Below are 16,644 nucleotides of genomic sequence, written 5' to 3' on the forward strand. Positions count from 1 at the left end.
ATGAGCCACTCGTCTGCGGGCCGGGGTCTTTCATCGAACGGCTCGACGGTGACCCCGCACCGCGAGGGCAGGCGGGTCAGTGGGGTCCTGCTCCTGCAACAGGTGGTGCTGGGTGCTCTGTTGGTGGTGGCCGGGCCGAGGCCGAGCACTGCACGCGAGGTTGCCTTCTGGCTGACCGTCTACGCAGCGATCTGTGTCTTCGTGCAGATCGTCTCGGTGCGGTACTGGAACCGCCACCCGCGACACAGCTGACCTCTCGGTCACGACTGGTCGGTCGGAGGCCCGTCGTCCGGTGGGATAGTGGGCCGCTCCCCTGCGGCAGTGGCTCCGGCAGCCTCGGCCGCGATGGTGCGGCGGTTCTTCCACAGCAGATAGCCGAGGCCGACCAGCAGCACCCCGACGATGAGGGCGATCCGCACCGGCCACGACAGGTCGAGCAGGGTCGTGACGACCAACGCTCCAAGCGCACTGCCGATCGTCGTCGACAGCGCCGGCTTGGGTCGCCTGGTCGTCGTGCGGCGCCGCGTCGTGCTTTTCCTGGCCGCGGTCTTCCTCGGTGCGGGCTTCGTAGCGGCAGTCTTCTTCGCCGGTGTCTTTCGAGTCGCCATCTCGGCCTCCGTCGGGGTGGTGCCGGGTCAGTCAGGTCAGGAGCAGCCGCGCATGGGGCGAACAGTACTGTCCACGATCGTCACAGCGTGTGGAGCCAGTTCTCGAGCAGGTGCAGGCCGGCATCCCCCGACTTCTCGGGATGGAACTGGGTGGCACTGAGGGGGCCGTTCTCGACTGCTGCGACGAAGGGGTCGCCGTGACGGGCCCAGGTCACGACGGGCGTCACGACCACGAATGCGCCAGTGGGCTTCAGCGTCCACTGCTGGGCGGCGTAGGAGTGCACGAAGTAGAAGCGCTCGTTCTCGACTCCCGCGAAGAGCCGGCTCCGCTCCCCCGGCTCGACGGTCGACCAGCCCATGTGGGGCACGACATCGGCCGAGAGCCGTTCGACGGTGCCGGGCCACTCGGCCAACCCCTCCAGGGGGGTGTCGGACGGCTCGCTCGAACCCTCGAAGAGCACCTGCATCCCGACGCAGACGCCGAGCACCGGGCGAGAACCGCTGAGGCGTCGCCCGATGATGCGCGGGCCGTGGGCCGCCCGCAGGCCGGTCATGCAGGCGTGGAAGTTGCCGACCCCGGGCACGAAGAGGCCATCGCACTCCAAAGCTTTCGCCGGGTCGGCGGTCAGCGTCACGCTGGCGCCGACCCGCTCGAGGGCGCGCACGGCCGAGCGCACGTTGCCGCTCCCGTAGTCGAACACGACGACGTCGGCTGCCATGGGTCAGAGCGCACCCTTCGCACTCGGGATGCCGACCACTCGGTCGTCACGGGCGATCGCGAAGCGCAGGGCTCGGGCTACCGCCTTGAACTGGGCTTCGACGATGTGGTGCGGGTCGCGACCGGCGAGCACCCGCACGTGCAGGCAGAGACCGGCGTTGGTGGCGAACGACTCGAACACGTGCCGGGTCATCGAGCCGGTGAAGTGCCCGCCGATGAGCACGTACTGCTGCCCCTCCGGCTCTCCCTCATGCACGACGTAGGGCCGGCCCGCGACGTCGACCACCGCGGTCGCGAGCGCCTCGTCGAGCGGCACGGTGGCGTCGCCGAAGCGTGAGATGCCGCTCTTGTCACCGAGGGCCTGACGCAGGGCCTGGCCGAGCACGATGGCCGTGTCTTCGACCGTGTGGTGCACGTCGACCTCGATGTCGCCGACCGCTTTGACGGTGAGGTCGATGAGCGAGTGCTTGGCGAGCGACCTCAGCATGTGGTCGTAGAAGGGCACCCCGGTCGACACGTCGGCCACACCGGTGCCGTCGAGGGCGAGCCACAGCTCGACCGACGACTCCGACGTGGCCCGACTGATCTTGGCGGTGCGGTGCGGCCGCGCCGGTGCGCTCGACGCCGACTGCGCTGCAAAGGTATTCGAGGGGGTCGACGGTGACATGCTCATGGCTGATCCTCATTTGAAGTCGTGGGCGTGGCGGGGTTCTGCTGACCCGCCGCCGGGCGGACGTGAGTGGGGGCGAGACGCGTCATGGCGTCCAGGAACGCCGTGGTCTCGTCGGGGTTGCCGGCCGTGACCCGCAGGTGGTGTTCGATACCGACATCGCGCACCAGCACGCCCTGCTCGAGCAGGGCCTGCCAGGTGTGGGCGGCGTCGACGAGGCCGCCGAAGAGCACGAAGTTGCTGTCGCTCGGCACGGGGCTGGCGCCCAGCTCGGCCAGGCGGACGACGATGCGGTCGCGTTGGCCCTTGATCGCCTCGACCGTGCTGAGCATGACGTCGGCGTGCTCGAGCGCGACCCGGGCGATCGTCTGCGTGGGGCTGCTGAGGTGGTAGGGCAGTCGCACGAGCCGCAACGCGTCAACGAGCTCGGGCGCGGCGACGAGGTAGCCGAGGCGACCGCCCGCGAAGGCGAACGCCTTGCTCATCGTGCGGGTGACGACCAGCCGCGGGTGGTCGTCCAGCAGCGTCAACGCACTCGGCGTGCCCGGCCGGGAGAACTCGGCGTAGGCCTCGTCGACGACGACCACGGCGTTCGGAGCGGCGCGCAGCACCGCCCCGATGACCTCGAACGGCAGGGCGGTTCCGGTCGGGTTGTTCGGCGAGCAGAGGAAGACGATCGACGGATCGTGCAGCGCTGCCTGCTCGGCCGCTGACTCAGGGGTGAGGCCGAAGGTGTCGCGGTCGCGCAGGCCGTGCACCCAGGTGGTGCCGTGAGTCTCGGTGATGATCGAGTGCATCGAGTAGCTGGGGGTGAAGCCCAGAGCTGTGCGACCGTGACCACCGAACGCCTGAACGATGTGCGCGAGCACCTCGTTCGAGCCGTTGCCCGCCCACAGCTGGTCGGCTCCGAAGGCGACGCCCGACTGGCGCTCGACGTAGTCACCGAGGGCCTTGCGCAGCGTCGTGAAGTCACGGTCGGGGTAGCGGTTGAGCCCCCCGATCTCGGCCTCCAGCGCCGCCATCACGGCACGGACCACCTCCGGCGGAACGGGGTAGGAGCTCTCGTTCGTGTTGAGCCGCACCGCGACGTCGAGCTGCGGTGCCCCGTAGGCAGTGCGCCCGCGCAGGTCGGGTCGCAGCAGGCGTTCGACCTCCTGCGCCGTCGAGGTCGCGGATGCCGGCCGGCCATCCCCTGCCGGCGTGGGGTCGTTCGCAGGTACGCCGGTCACCGCGGCACCTCGTCACCGAACCGGGCGGTGACCGCCTCGCCGTGGCCGGGCAGGTCCTCGGACTGGGCCAGCGTGACGACGTGACGGGCGATGTCGCGCAGAGCCGCCTCGTCGTAGTCGACGACGTGGATGCCGCGCAGGAACGACTGCACCGACAGGCCGCTCGAGTGACACGCGCACCCGGCGGTGGGCAGCACGTGGTTCGACCCGGCGGCGTAGTCGCCGAGGCTGACCGGTGAGTGGGGGCCGACGAACACGGCCCCGGCGTTGCGCACGCGGGCGGCCACGGCAGCGGCATCCCGGGTCTGGATCTCCAGGTGTTCGGCGGCGTACGCGTTGACGACGGCGAGGCCGGCGGCCAGGTCGTCGACGAGCACCACCCGTGACTGAGTTCCCGTCAGAGCCACCGTCACGCGCTCTGAGTGCTTGGTGGCCGGCACGCGAAGGGCGAGCGCCGCCAGCGTGTCGTCGACGAGCTGCTCACTGTCGGTGACGAGCACCGCGGCGGCCAACGGGTCGTGCTCGGCCTGGCTGACGAGGTCGGCCGCGACGTGGTCAGGGTCGGCGCTGTCGTCGGCGAGGATCGCGATCTCGGTGGGCCCGGCCTCGGCGTCGATGCCGATGAGGCCCTTGAGCAGACGTTTGGCCGCGACGACCCAGATGTTGCCCGGGCCGGTCACGAGCGAGACGGGCTCGCAGGTGAGGGTCTGGGTCACCCCGCCCTCCACGACCTGCTCGTCGAAGCCGTAGGCGAACATGGCGACGGCCTGGGCGCCGCCCACCGCGTAGACCTCGTCGACCCCGAGCAGGGCGCAGGTGGCGAGGATCGTGGGGTTCGGGTAGCCCGTGAAGACGCCGGTGTTCTCTCGCTGCGGCGGCGAGGTGACGGCGAGTGAGGCCACGCCGGCGATCTGCGCCGGAACGACGTTCATGATGACGCTGCTCGGGTAGACCGCGATGCCACCGGGAACGTAGAGGCCGACGCGGTCGACGGGCACCCAGCGCTCGGTGACCGTGCCACCAGGCACGACCTGGGTCGTGGTGTCGGTGCGGCGCTGGTCGCTGTGCACGAGACGGGCCCGGCGAATCGACTCCTCCAGGGCCGCCAGCAGGTCGGGGTCGAGCTGGTCGAGCGCCGCTTGGAGCACGTCGGCCGGCACGCGCAACCGGGGCGGGCGAACACCGTCGAACCGCTCGCCGAGCTCAAGCAGCGCCTGCGCCCCACGATGACGCACGTCCTCGCAGATCGGCCGCACCTGTTCGAGGGCGGCCGTGACGTCGAACTCGGCACGGGGCAGGGCGCCGCGCAGAAAACGCACGTCGAGCGTGCGGCCGCGCAGGTCGAGACGAGACATCATGAGCCAAGTCTAGAAGCAGTCGCCGACCCCTATCCGGGCAGGCCTCCGATCACCTTCACGCCGTGCCGAAAGGCGACGTAGGCCTGGTTGGCCTGTGTGTCGATGACCACATCGCCCGGGCTCGGCACAGCAACCCTGCTGGTGATGTGGCGGGTGGCCGCGTCGATCACGGAGACTCCGGCGGTGCCGCTGACCACCACCGTGCCTCGACCGCCGTCTACAGCCACACCGGTCGCGCCTTCGACGGGGATCGTCGTGGTGACCGTGTCGCGGTGACCGTCGATGACCGTGACGGCGTCGTTCAGCGCGTCGGCGACGTAGACCGTGTCGGTACGAGAGTCGACCGCCACATCCGAGTAGCCACCGGTCGAGTGGATGGTGTCGACGATCCTGTTGGTGTGTCCGTCGATGACCGTGACGGTGTCGTTCCAGTGGTCGGCGACGTAGACGCGGGCCGTCGCCAGGTTCACGCCCACCGCCCCGGGGGCCCCGTTGTCGGGCAGGGTGACCCTCGCCTCGACGGCTAGCGTGCGGCCGTTCAGTACCAACAGCTCGGAGTTCTCGCTGTCGGTGACGTAGACCGAGTTCAGCCGTCGGTTCACCGCGATGGTCTCGGGTTGCGTCGGCAGCCCGGGACTCGAGACGTAGTGGTGCTCTCGACCGTGCGAGGCGAAGACCTCGGCATCATCGACGTTGACCGCGTACAGGGTGTTGGAGCCCTGGTTGACCGCCACCAGGGCCGGTGTCAGGGCGCAACAGTCGAACGGGCCGAGGTGGGTCACGACCTTCCGGGCGGCTCCGTCGATCACCGCGACCCGGTAGGTGTCCGCGTTCGCGACGTAGACCGTGTCGGTGTCGCTGTTGACGGCGAGCATGGCAGGTGCTCCCGGCACCGAGATGCTGGCGACCACACGCGGCCCGGTCGCCGCACTGGCGTTGAGAGGCGCCGCGACCGCGGCGGCACCGACACCGATGCTGGCCGCCGCCAGAGCCGCGACCAGGCGCAGCCGTCGAGACCGGTACAGGAACGGACGGGCTTGAAAGATCACGACAGTCTCCCTTCGGGTGATCTGACCTTCTGACGCTACGCGCCTTCTTTCAGAGCCACGGCCGGATCCTGAGATACACGGCCAGCCGGTTTCGTGACGCCAGCCGAGATGGGTCGTGCGGATGACGGCGACGCGGCCGGCCCCGACCACTGGAGAGTGACGCGGCGGGGCGAGCGCTGTGACCGTCAGGGCGGGCCGGTCAGCCGGTCTGGTCGATGAGCACAGCTGTCTCCCAGGCCCACTGCCGCCACGTGTCGTAGCGACCGGACTGGCCGCCGTGGCCGCCGGCCATCTCGGTGCGGAAGAGCACCGGAGCGGCATCCGCATGCCCCTCGGCCTCGTGACGCAGGGCCGCCACCCACTTCGCCGGCTCGGTCGCATAGACCCGGGTGTCGTTGAGACTCGTGGTGACCAACAGGCTCGGATAGCGCTGGGCCGTGACGTTCTCGTAGGGCGAGTAGCCCTTCATCAGGGCGTAGGCCGTGGGGTCGTCGAGCGGGTTGCCCCACTCCTCCCACTCGATGACCGTCAGCGGCATCGACGGGTCGAGGATCGTGGTGAGCGGGTCGACGAACGGCACCGAGGCGTGCACGAACCGGAACCGGTCTGACGCCCGGGTCGCCACGGCCCCCATGAGCAGACCCCCGGCCGAGCCACCTTCAGCGGCAAGCCGGTTGGGGTCGACGATGCCGGTGTCACGCAGGTGGTCGGCGCAGGCGACGAAGTCGTCGAAAGTGGCGGTCTTGCGGTCGAGCTTGCCGTCGTCGTACCACGACCGGCCCATCTCGGAGCCGCCGCGAACGTGCGCGATGGCGAAGACCCAGCCCCGGTCGAGCAACGAGAGTCGCAGCACCGAGAACCACGGGTCGATCGGGATGCCGTAGGCACCGTAACCGTGAAGCAGGCCCGGCGCCGTGCCGTCGGCCACGACGTCGTGACGGTGCACGATCGAGATCGGGATGCGGGTGCCGTCGACCGCGGTGGCCCACTCGCGCCGCTGACGGTACTGCCCGAGGTCGACGTCGCCGCGCACGTGCTGCTGCTTGAGCAGGGTGAAGGTTCGCGAGCGCACGTCGTAGTCCTCGACGACCCGGGGGGTGACGAGCGACTCGTGCACGATCTGCAGGCTCGGAGTGCTCGTCTCGGGGTTCGAGGCGACGTGCAGCGTGTGGATCGGTTCGTCGAGCGAGATGTCGTGGCTCTCCCCCAGACCGTTCGGCGATGCCGGGTCACGCAGGACGATGCGGACGCCGGTGCCGCCGGAGCGCCGAAGCGTCACTGCGATGAAGTCGTCGAACCCGTCGACGCCTGTGACGTACTCGTCATCGCTCGTGACCGCCAGCGGCATCCAGTCAGCGTGTGTCGTGCTCGTGATGGGGGCCACGGCGAGCTCGAAGTTGACCCGGACGGCGTTGTGCACGACGAAGAGCTGGTCGCCGACGGGCTCGATGTCGTACTCCACCCCCGGTCGGCGGGCCGCGACGATGCGCGGCGCCGCCAGCGGGTCGGCCGCGTCGACCAGCCGGTACTCCGAGGTGGTCTTGCTGCCGATGGCGATGACGATCTGACGGTCGTCGCGCGAGGTGCCCACCCCGACGAAGAACCGCTCGTCGGGCTCGTCGTGCACGAGCACGTCGGCGCCAGCGGGGGTGCCGATCTCGTGTCGCCACACCTGGTGCGGGCGCCAGGCATCGTCGACCCGGGTGTAGAACAGCTGGCGACCGTCGAGGGAGAAGGCCAGCGAGCCACCGGTCTGCTTGACCGCGTCGTCGAGCAGCTCGCCGGTCGCGATGCGCCTGACCCGCACGTCGTAGCGCTCGTCACCGGCGAGGTCGACGGCGTAGGCCAGCACGTCACCAGCCGGCGACACCTCGCTCGCACCGACGCCGAAGAAGTCGTGGCCCACGGACTCGGCGTTCTGGTCGAGCAGCACCTCCTCGCCGGAGGGGGCACCGTCGCCGTCGAGGCGGGGGCGATCGGGGTGCTGCTCGGCGAGCACCCGGCCTTCGACCGAGTACTGCTGCCCCTCGACGGTGCGGGTGTAGTACCACCACCGATCGTGGCGCACCGGCACCGACAGGTCGGTCTCCTCGATGCGGGAACGGAACTCCTCGTAGATGGTGTCGGCCAGCGACGTCAGATGTGCGGTCTGCTCGACGGCCCAAGCGTTCTCGAGCGCGAGGTGGTCGACGAACTCGGTGGACTGACGGTCGGCCATCCAGGCGTACGGGTCATCGAAACGGTCGCCGTGATGCTCCCGAGTGGTCGACGAACGTCGGGCGATGGGGGGTGCGTCCATCCGTTCACTCTAGGTCGGGGCTCCACGACGTCGGCGGCGGTGTGGCCGCCTCTCTCCCCCGGGCGGTGTAGAAACGGGTCATGACCACACGCGCTCCCTACGGATCCTGGACCTCGCCCATCACCGCCGAGCTCTTGACGACCGCGGGCCTGGCCCTGTCGGCGGTGGTCGCCGACGGTGACGACCTGTACTGGCTGGAAGGGCGGCCAGTCGAGAGCGGCCGGGTCGTGCTCGTGAGGCTTCGCGACGGGCAGCGGGCGGATCTGACGCCAGCCCCCCTCAACGTGCGGACGCGGGTGCACGAGTACGGCGGCGGGGCCTACGACGTGCGCGGTGACATCGTGGTGTTCTCCGACTTCGCCGACGGGCGGTTGCACCTGATCGAGAACGGTGAGACCCGGGCCATCACACCCGAGGGAAAGCCGTCAGCCCTCCGGTTCGGTGACCTTCAGCTCGACCTGCCTCGCCGGAGGGTGCTGTGCGTGCGCGAGGACCACCGCTCGCCCGGCGAGGTTCGCAACGAGCTCGTGGCGGTGCCTCTCGACGGCGAGCCGACGGCGGGCGAGGTTCTGGTCACCGGCCACGACTTCGTGGCCGCACCCCGGCTGTCGCCCGACGGTGAACGGCTCGCCTGGGTCAGCTGGGAGCACCCGAACATGCCGTGGGACGGGACTCGGCTCTGGGTGGGTGATGCCGGCGCCTCGGACGCCCAGGTGGTCGACGGTGAGGACGGGGTGTCGGTGGGCGACATCGGCTGGTGCCGGGACGGATCGCTGCTCTACATGTCCGACCGGTCGGGCTACTGGAACCTGACTCGCGACGGGGCGGCGCTGCATCCGGTCGACCGCGACTGCTCCGACCCGGCGTGGATGCTCGGGGGGCGGTCGTGGCTCGAGCTGCCCGACGGACGCATCCTCTTGCGCGAGTGGCGTGACGCATCGGCTCAGCTGATGCTGATGCACCCCGGCGAGCCGGCTCGGGAGGTGCCGGTCGCCCTCGTGACCTCGGCTCGACCGTCATGGTGGAACGGACACGTCGTCATGCTGGCCACGCGGGCATCCGAGCCGGCTGGGGTGATCCAGCTCGACCCGGACTCGGCCCGGATCGAGGTGCTGCGAGCCAGCGCTGACCTGCCGGTCGACCGGGCCTACCTTGCCGAGGCGGAGGCGGTGACCTGGCCCGACCGCGAGGGGCGCGCGGTGCACGGCTTTCTCTACCGGCCGCGCAATCCCCAGTTCCATGCCCCCGAGGCAGAGCGGCCACCGCTGGTCGTGCAGTCCCACGGAGGGCCCACCAGCCACGTGGTCGGGGCGCTCGACCTCGGCTACGCCTACTGGACCAGCCGCGGCATCGCCGTGCTCGACGTCAACTACGGCGGCAGCACGAGCTACGGGCGTGACTACCGAGAACGCCTCAAGGGCCAGTGGGGCATCGTCGACGTCGACGACTGCTGCGACGGAGCACGAGCCATGGCCGACCGGGGCTGGGTCGACCCGGCCCGGTTGGCGATCTCGGGCGGCAGCGCCGGTGGCTACACCACGCTGGCGTCCCTCGCCTTCCGCGATGTCTTCACCGCTGGGGTGAGCCTGTACGGGGTGGCCGACCTCGAGGCCCTGGCGCGCGACACCCACAAGTTCGAGTCCCGCTATCTCGACGGTCTGGTCGGGCCCTACCCGGCCGCCCAAGCCGTCTACGTGGAGCGGTCGCCGATCAACCACCTCGACGCGCTGAGCTGCGCCATGCTGCTGCTGCAGGGCGAGGACGACGAGGTGGTGCCGCCGAACCAGGCCACCGCCATGGCGGATGCCGTGCGCCGCAAGGGCAAGCCGGTGGCTCTGCGGCTGTTCGCCGGCGAGGGGCACGGGTTTCGCGCCGCCGTGAACCAGCGGGCCGCCCGCGAGGCAGAGCTGTCGTTCTACGGTCAGGTGTTCGGCTTCGAGCCCGCCGACGACATCCCCAGGCTGGCCATCGACAACCTCTGATGCCCATCACCGCACCGAGGGACCCTCAGCTGTCGGCCGAGCAGCAGGCCCAGCTGGAGCGGTGGTTGCCCGACGCTGTGGTCGTGCACGACCACAGCTGGGGGCTGGTCGAGACCCGCGTGCTGGAGGTGGAGCACGGCGGAGGCCGGTACATCGTCAAGGCGGCCGGCCCGGGCGACGGCCACCTGCGGCGGGAGGTCGAGGCGCACCAGAGCTGGCTCACCCCGTGGACTTCGGTCGGGCAGGCCCCCGTGCTGGTGCACCACGACCTCGGGGCGAGCGTCATCGTGACCCAGTTCTTGCCGGGCACTCTCGTACTCGGCTCACTGGCCGTCCACGACCCGGAGGTGTTCCGCCAGGCCGGTGAGCTGCTCGCGTTGCTGCACGACCAGCCGGGCCAGATCGACGAAGGGTACGAGGCCCGCGAGAACGAGAAGTCGCTGCGGTGGCTGCGGCAGCCGCACCGCATTGAGGGCGAGACGGTCGAACGCCTGAGGGTCGAGATCGCGTCGTGGCCGACCCCGCCCGCTCGGCTCGTGCCGACGCACGGTGACTGGCAACCGCGCAACTGGCTGGTGCACCACGGCGAGGTGCGCATCATCGACTTCGGTCGGGCGGCACTCCGGCCGTCGATGAGCGACCTGACCCGCCTCGCGGCTCAGGAGTTCCGACGTGACCCACGCCTCGAGGCGGCCTTTCTCGGCGGCTACGGGAGTGACCCCCGCGCCGACGAGCGGGGCAGCACGCATGCCTGGTTCCGCACCCGGGTGCGTGAGGCGATCGGCACCGCGGCCTGGGCCCACCAGTTCGGAGACGAGGCCTTCGAGGCCCAGGGGCAGCGGATGATCGCCGAGGCGCTGGCTGACCCCAGCAGCTCCGGGTGAGATCAAGCGGCGAATCAATCTGCGGTTGCTGCTGTTCTGACGACAGTGAACGCAGACTGATCCGCCGCTTGATGCGAGTCAGGCGCCAAACGGATCAATCTGCGGATCAATCTGCTCAGGTCGGCCACGCGGCGAGGGTGCGGCGGGTCTCGAAGCGGCGAAGGCGGCCGTCGACCGGGTCGTCGAACTCGAGCACGGCCGCCAGCAGCTGCAGTGGGCGGGTGAAATCGTCTGGGGCCACGTCGATCTCGCGAGGGTAGAGGGCGTCCCCCTCGATCGGGAGGCCCAGGCCGTTCAGCTGACACCGCAGCTGGTGGGTGCGGCCGGTGCGTGGGGTCAGCCGGTACAGCCCCCGGGCGCCGCGTGCCTCGACGAGCTCGACCAGCGTCTCGGCGTTGGGCTCCCCCGCGACCTCTCGGGCCTGGTGCACCCCGTGCTGCTTGACCAGCTGGGTGCGCCGCACGAGGGGCAGCTCGAGGTCGGGTCGAACCGGAGCGACGGCCAGGTACTGCTTGTGCACGAGGCCTTCGGCGAACAGGGCCTGGTAGGCGCCGCGCCACCGCTGCTCGGTCGTGAACAGCAGCACCCCGGCGGTGGGCCGGTCGAGGCGATGCGCCGGGGCCAGACCGGGGATGCCGGTGAGCACCCTGGCGCGGGCCAGCGCACTGTTGACGACGTGGCCGCCCCTGGGCATGGAGGCCAGGAAGTGCGGTTTGTCGACGACGACGAGCCGCTCGTCGCGGTGCAGCACCGTGACGTCGAACGGCAGCGGCGCCTCCACCGGGAGGTCGCGGTGGGCCCACACCACCGACCGGGGCACGAACGCTGCGTCGGCCGGCACGGGTTCCCCTGTGGCGTAGACGAACTCGCCCGCCACCAGCATGGCGTCGACCTGCTCGGCCGTCAGCCCGGCGGCCAGTCGTTCCACGAGGTGGTCGCGCAGCGTGGCCCACGGCCCGCTCTGCGGCATCCGGAAGCGTTGTGCGTCGACCCCGTGGCGTTGCGGCAGGGGCGAGGCGGGGATGGCGCCGCGGGCCACGTCAGCCTGAGCCGACCACGAGGGCGTCGACGTCGCGCCCGAGGTAGCGGCCGTAGGCTGCCACGGCCCGCTCGACCTCTCGCCGCCGGCTCGCACTGAGCGCCGCGAACGGCTCGACCCCGACGACGACGACGACGCGCGACCGGGCCTCGCGACGCCTCCAGAGGCCCGCCACCTCGCCGTCGATGACGAGGCTGGGTTGGAAGACCATGTTGCGGCCGGGCACCACCTTGGCGACGTGCTCGGGGGGCAGCGTCAGCTCGCGCGACTTGTAGCCGAGCAGAAACTCGTCCCACTGGGGCAGCAGGTGCACCCCGGCCGGCCCAGCGACCGGCGGCGCGTCGACGTGGGTCAGCCAGACCTGGCCGTCGACCTCCTCACGTTCGAGACGTGCCTCGACGAGGGCGAGCGCCTCGCGCGTGAACCCGAGCGGTTGCAGCAGCCAGCCCGCGACGTCGTTCTCGGTGACCGGCCCGTGGCTGCGCACGTAGCGTTCGACGACGGTCGCCATCGCCTCCTCGCGGGTGGGGGCGAGCGAGTGCGGCACCCAGTGGTCGATGAGCACGAAGCTGGGTTGCCGGCCGATGAGCGGGCCCTGGCAGAGCAGGCCGGTCATGCAGTGGTGGCCCACCAGGTGGTAGGCCCGCTGGTCGCTCGGGTCGATGCCGTGCGCCGCGAGCAGGGCAACGACGTCAGGGCGGCTCAGCGGCGCTTCGAGGTGGGCCTCGAAGAGCTCACCGGCCAGCGCGATGTCGTGTTCGGTGATGCCGAGCTGCCGGTAGCGCCCGGCGAGCGAACGGAGGCGGGCGGCAGCGAGCAGCTGGCACATCCAGCGGGCGTCGGCCGCGGCCACCCAGTGGATCGTGCCGCGCATCGGCCAGGTGCGCACGATCTCGCGGTCGGTCACGGCCTGCTCCACCTGCGCCAGCGTCAACCCTGACCGCACCCCGAGCGACCAGGCTCCCGAGGCGTAGTCCTGAGCCTGCACCGCGCCCAGCGAGCGCACCACCGACAGCGCGGATGCCGGCCCCGCCCTGGTACCGAGAGGCGGGCTGAGGCCCAGCGCGGCCAGCCGGGCTCGACGCAACCTGCTGCGATCGCTCGCCTTCACAGCGAGCGCCGCTCTGCGGCATCCTGGCTCGTCAGGCGCGCCGTCACGACCGTCTCAGCCCGCTCAGCCGAGAACGGCAGGGCCGAACTGCGCCTTGAGGTCGCCGAAGAGGGCCGACGTCGCCGTGACCCGGTGGGTGTCGCCCAACGACATCAGCACCGACCGGCCCGGCTGCACGAGCCTCAGCTGAACCTCGGTGGCGCCGGGGTGCTCGCGCAGGATGTCCTTGAGGCGCTCGGCTCGCGCCGTGGTGACCTGGGCCAGCGGCAGGGTCAGCACGACCGGCCCGCGCGGGCCCTCCCTGATGTCGGGGATCGTCAGCTCTTGGGCGAAGATCGAGATCGAGTCGTCGCGGGCGCTGACCCGGCCCTTGACGGCGCAGACGGTGTCTTGGGCCAGCATCGTCGAGTAGGTCATGTAGGCCGACGGGAAGAAGAGGCACTCGATGGCGCCGTCGAGGTCTTCGACGGTGGCGATGGCCCACAGGTCGCCCTTCTTCGTGCGCTTCAGCTGCAGGCTGGTGATCAGCCCCGCCACGGTGACCGGGGTGCCGTCGGGCCTGCCCTCCTCGCCCATCAGCGCCGCGATCGGGGTGTCGGCGTGCGTGGCCAGAATGTGCTCGATGCCGAAGAGCGGGTGGTCAGAGACGTAGAGCCCGAGCATCTCGCGCTCGAAGCTGAGCAAGGTCGTCTTGTCCCACTCCATGGTCGGCACCGGCGGCAGACCGTCGAAGGTGCCGGGGCCACCCTGCCCACCCGCCGCACCGTCGGCGACGTCGTCGCCCATCAGCGCCCCGAACAGGCTGTCCTGGCCGATGGCCTCCTGCTTCTTCACCTCGATGAGGGCGTCGATGTAGCGCTCGTGCACCTCGACCTGCCCGCGCCGGCTCTCGCCGAGGGAGTCGAAGGCGCCGCCCTTGATGAGCGACTCGATGGTGCGCTTGTTGCAGACCACAGCCGGCACCTTCGAGAGGAAGTCCTTGAAGGAGGCGAAGGCGCCCTTCTCCTCTCGCGAGCGCACGATCGCCTCGACGACGGGCAGGCCGACGTTGCGGATGGCGGCGAGGCCGAACCGGATGTCGGTACCGACCGCCGCGAAGTTCGCGATCGAGGAGTTGACGTCGGGCGGCAGCACCTTGATGCCCATGTGCCGGCACTCGTTGAGGTAGAGGGCTGACTTGTCCTTGTCATCGCGCACGCTCGTCAGCAACGCTGCCATGTACTCGGCCGGGTAGTTCGCCTTGAGGTAGCCGGTCCAGTAGGAGACCAGCCCGTACGCAGCCGTGTGGGCCTTGTTGAACGCGTAGTCGGAGAAGGGGACCAGCACGCCCCAGAGGGCCGCGATCGACGCCTCGTTGAAGCCCTGGTCCTTCATACCGCCGGCGAAGGTGCCGTACTCGGCGTCGAGCACCTCCTTCTTCTTCTTGCCCATGGCCCGGCGGAGCAGGTCGGCGGTGCCCAGGGTGTAGCCGGCCAGCTTCTGCGCGATCTCCATGACCTGCTCCTGGTAGATCACCAAGCCGTAGGTCGTGCCGAGGATGGGCTCGAGGGCCTCGATCATCTCGGGCTGCAGCTTGCCCTTGAGCTGCGGGTCGAGCGGAATGAGCTCCTGCTTGCCGTTCTTGCGCAGGGCGAAGTTCGTGTGGGCGTTGACCCCCATCGGGCCCGGGCGATAGAGCGCGAGCGCGGCCGAGATGTCCTCGAAGCTGTCGGGCTGCATGAGCCGCAGCAGCGCGCGCATGCCGCCCCCGTCGAGCTGGAAGACGCCGAGGGTGTCACCGCGCCCGAGCAGCTCGAAGGTGGCCGGGTCGGTCATGTCCTTGGAGAGGGCGTCGAGATCGATGGTCTCGTCGCGGTTGAGCGTGATGTTCTCGATCGCGTCGTCGAGGATCGTCAGGTTGCGCAGCCCAAGGAAGTCCATCTTGACCAGCCCGAGCGCCTCGCAGCTGGGGTAGTCGAACTGCGTGATGATCTGGCCGTCCTGCAGGCGGCGCATGATCGGGATGACGTCGACGAGCGGCTCGCTGCTCATGATGACGCCGGCCGCGTGCACCCCCCACTGACGCTTCAGGCCCTCGAGCCCGAGGGCGGTCGCCACGACCTCCTGGGCGGCCGGGTCGCCGTCGTGCACGGCCCGGAAGTCGGCGGCCTCGGCGTAGCGCTTCGCGGTCGGGTCGAAGACGTTGGAGAGCGGCATCCCCTTGCCCATCACGTCGGGCGGCATCGCCTTGGTGAGCTTCTCGCCCATCGCGAACGGGTGGCCGAGCACTCGGCTGGCGTCCTTGAGCGCCTGCTTGGCCTTGATGGTGCCGTAGGTGACGATCTGGGCGACGCGCTCCTCGCCGTACTTCTCGGTGACGTAACGGATCACCTCGCCGCGTCGGCGCTCGTCGAAGTCGACGTCGAAGTCAGGCAGCGAGGGCCGCTCGGGGTTGAGGAAGCGCTCGAAGATCAGGCCGTGCGGCACCGGGTCGAGGTCGGTGATGCCCATCGCGTAGGCGCACATCGAGCCGGCGCCCGACCCGCGGCCGGGGCCGACGCGGATGCCGTTCCGCTTGGCCCAGTTGATGAAGTCGGCCACGACAAGGAAGTAGCCGGCGTAGCCCTTCGAGACGATGACGTCCTGCTCGAAGGCGGCCTGCTGCTGGGCGTAGGCGGGCACCCCGTTCGGGAAGCGGCGCCCCAGGCCGGTCTCGACCTCCTTGATGAACCAGGTGGTCTCGCTCTCCCCCTCCGGACAGGGGAAGCGCGGCATGTAGCGTCCCTCGTCCTCGGTGAAGGAGACCTCGCAGCGCTCGGCGATGAGCAGCGTGTTGTCGCACGCCTCAGGAAGCTCACGCCACACGTGTCGCATCTCGTCGGCCGACTTGAGGTAGAACTCGTCGGCGTCGAACTTGAACCGGTCCGGATCCATCAGGGTCGAGCCCGACTGCACGCAGAGCAGGGCGGCGTGGGCCTTGGCGTCTTCGGCCCGGGTGTAGTGCAGGTCGTTGGTGGCCAGCAGCGGCAGCTTCAGGTCGCGGGCCAGGCGGATGAGGTCTTTCTGCACCCGGCGCTCGATCTCGAGGCCGTGGTCCATCAGCTCGCAGAAGACGTTCTCCTCGCCGAAGAGGTCACGCAGGTCGGAGGCCGCCTGACGGGCCTCTGCGTACTGGCCGAAGCGCAGCCGGGTCTGGATCTCGCTGCTCGGGCAGCCGGTCGTGACGATCAGGCCCTTGCCGTAGGTGCTCATCAGCTCGCGGTCGATGCGCGGCCACTTCGTGTAGACCTGATCGAGGGAGGCGATCGAGCTCATGCGGAAGAGGTTGTGCATGCCCTCGTTGTTCTGGGCGAGCATCGTCATGTGGGTGTAGGAGCCGCTGCCCGAGATGTCGTCGCGGCCGCCGTTGCCCCAGCTGACCTTGGTGCGGTCGCTGCGGTGCGTTCCCGGCGTGATGTACGCCTCGACCCCGATGATCGGCTTGACCCCGGTGCCCTGCGACTTCTTCCAGAACTCGTAGGCCCCGAAGACGTACCCGTGGTCGGTGGTCGCGAGCGCCGGCATCCCCATCCGCGCGGCCTCGGCGAAGAGGTCACCGATGCGGGCAGCACCGTCGAGCATCGAGTACTCCGTATGCACGTGCAGGTGCGCGAAGTTCCGGTGGGCTGGCGGGGCGGGTTGGGTCGACATCGTGGACGAGTCTAAGCCCGCTCGCAGA

Annotated in this window: 13 protein-coding genes; 3 read left to right on the top strand and 10 right to left on the bottom strand. The window is 70.0% G+C overall.

Features of this window, described 5'->3' with window-relative positions:
* Positions 1-252: a hypothetical protein gene (locus tag BA895_RS06115; RefSeq protein WP_070191017.1), complete on the top strand. Its 252-nt coding sequence runs from the start codon at positions 1-3 to the stop codon at positions 250-252.
* 8 nt (positions 253-260) lie between these two features.
* Here the strand turns inward: BA895_RS06115 and BA895_RS23420 are convergent, their stop codons facing one another.
* The 7 genes from BA895_RS23420 to BA895_RS06150 all read right to left on the bottom strand — a co-directional run bounded on the left by BA895_RS23420 (position 261) and on the right by BA895_RS06150 (position 7,931).
* A complete protein-coding gene (locus BA895_RS23420) occupies positions 261-608 on the bottom strand; it encodes a hypothetical protein (protein WP_139142527.1) in 348 nt (115 codons plus the stop codon).
* Between the two features lie 80 nt (positions 609-688).
* Positions 689-1,327: an imidazole glycerol phosphate synthase subunit HisH gene (hisH, locus tag BA895_RS06125; RefSeq protein ID WP_070191019.1), complete on the bottom strand. Its 639-nt coding sequence runs from the start codon at positions 1,325-1,327 to the stop codon at positions 689-691.
* 3 nt (positions 1,328-1,330) lie between these two features.
* Positions 1,331-1,999 carry an imidazoleglycerol-phosphate dehydratase HisB gene (gene hisB, locus BA895_RS06130; protein WP_371327696.1) on the bottom strand — a complete coding sequence of 223 codons (669 nt, stop codon included), beginning with the start codon at positions 1,997-1,999 and terminating at the stop codon, positions 1,331-1,333.
* A complete protein-coding gene (locus BA895_RS06135; protein WP_083283033.1) occupies positions 1,996-3,225 on the bottom strand; it encodes a histidinol-phosphate transaminase in 1,230 nt (409 codons plus the stop codon). Before BA895_RS06135 ends, hisB begins: the two co-directional genes overlap by 4 nt.
* Positions 3,222-4,583 carry a histidinol dehydrogenase gene (hisD, locus tag BA895_RS06140; RefSeq protein WP_070191020.1) on the bottom strand — a complete coding sequence of 454 codons (1,362 nt, stop codon included), beginning with the start codon at positions 4,581-4,583 and terminating at the stop codon, positions 3,222-3,224. Before hisD ends, BA895_RS06135 begins: the two co-directional genes overlap by 4 nt.
* A 29-nt stretch (positions 4,584-4,612) precedes the next feature.
* Positions 4,613-5,632, bottom strand: a complete 1,020-nt coding sequence (locus BA895_RS06145; protein WP_070191021.1) for a YncE family protein — start codon at positions 5,630-5,632, stop codon at positions 4,613-4,615.
* 199 nt (positions 5,633-5,831) lie between these two features.
* A complete protein-coding gene (locus tag BA895_RS06150; RefSeq protein WP_070191022.1) occupies positions 5,832-7,931 on the bottom strand; it encodes a S9 family peptidase in 2,100 nt (699 codons plus the stop codon).
* A gap of 80 nt (positions 7,932-8,011) precedes the next feature.
* Between BA895_RS06150 and BA895_RS06155 the strand changes: the two genes are divergently transcribed.
* Positions 8,012-9,913, top strand: a complete 1,902-nt coding sequence (locus BA895_RS06155; protein ID WP_070191023.1) for a prolyl oligopeptidase family serine peptidase — start codon at positions 8,012-8,014, stop codon at positions 9,911-9,913.
* Positions 9,913-10,797: a phosphotransferase gene (locus BA895_RS06160; RefSeq protein WP_070191024.1), complete on the top strand. Its 885-nt coding sequence runs from the start codon at positions 9,913-9,915 to the stop codon at positions 10,795-10,797. Before BA895_RS06155 ends, BA895_RS06160 begins: the two co-directional genes overlap by 1 nt.
* A 115-nt stretch (positions 10,798-10,912) precedes the next feature.
* On the opposite strand, the gene BA895_RS06165 is transcribed toward BA895_RS06160, so the two are convergent.
* The 3 genes from BA895_RS06165 to dnaE all read right to left on the bottom strand — a co-directional run bounded on the left by BA895_RS06165 (position 10,913) and on the right by dnaE (position 16,616).
* Positions 10,913-11,836 carry a pseudouridine synthase gene (locus tag BA895_RS06165; RefSeq protein WP_254666349.1) on the bottom strand — a complete coding sequence of 308 codons (924 nt, stop codon included), beginning with the start codon at positions 11,834-11,836 and terminating at the stop codon, positions 10,913-10,915.
* 1 nt (position 11,837) lies between these two features.
* The gene (locus tag BA895_RS06170) at positions 11,838-12,947 is read right to left on the bottom strand and encodes a winged helix DNA-binding domain-containing protein (protein ID WP_254666350.1); all 1,110 of its coding nucleotides are present in this window, start codon (positions 12,945-12,947) and stop codon (positions 11,838-11,840) included.
* Between the two features lie 63 nt (positions 12,948-13,010).
* Positions 13,011-16,616 carry a DNA polymerase III subunit alpha gene (dnaE, locus tag BA895_RS06175; RefSeq protein WP_070191025.1) on the bottom strand — a complete coding sequence of 1,202 codons (3,606 nt, stop codon included), beginning with the start codon at positions 16,614-16,616 and terminating at the stop codon, positions 13,011-13,013.
* Positions 16,617-16,644 lie beyond the last annotated feature (28 nt).

Origin of the sequence: Humibacillus sp. DSM 29435 (genome assembly GCF_001758225.1) — a bacterium.
In the GTDB taxonomy this organism is placed as follows: Bacteria; Actinomycetota; Actinomycetes; order Actinomycetales; family Dermatophilaceae; genus DSM-29435.

Coding starts and splice junctions, on each gene's coding strand:
- BA895_RS06160 (WP_070191024.1), top strand. CDS start 9,913: ATGCCCATCACCGCACCGAGGGACCCTCAGCTGTCGGCCGAGCAGCAG.
- hisB (WP_371327696.1), bottom strand. CDS start 1,999: ATGAGCATGTCACCGTCGACCCCCTCGAATACCTTTGCAGCGCAGTCG.
- dnaE (WP_070191025.1), bottom strand. CDS start 16,616: ATGTCGACCCAACCCGCCCCGCCAGCCCACCGGAACTTCGCGCACCTG.
- hisD (WP_070191020.1), bottom strand. CDS start 4,583: ATGATGTCTCGTCTCGACCTGCGCGGCCGCACGCTCGACGTGCGTTTT.
- hisH (WP_070191019.1), bottom strand. CDS start 1,327: ATGGCAGCCGACGTCGTCGTGTTCGACTACGGGAGCGGCAACGTGCGC.
- BA895_RS23420 (WP_139142527.1), bottom strand. CDS start 608: ATGGCGACTCGAAAGACACCGGCGAAGAAGACTGCCGCTACGAAGCCC.
- BA895_RS06155 (WP_070191023.1), top strand. CDS start 8,012: ATGACCACACGCGCTCCCTACGGATCCTGGACCTCGCCCATCACCGCC.
- BA895_RS06115 (WP_070191017.1), top strand. CDS start 1: ATGAGCCACTCGTCTGCGGGCCGGGGTCTTTCATCGAACGGCTCGACG.
- BA895_RS06150 (WP_070191022.1), bottom strand. CDS start 7,931: ATGGACGCACCCCCCATCGCCCGACGTTCGTCGACCACTCGGGAGCAT.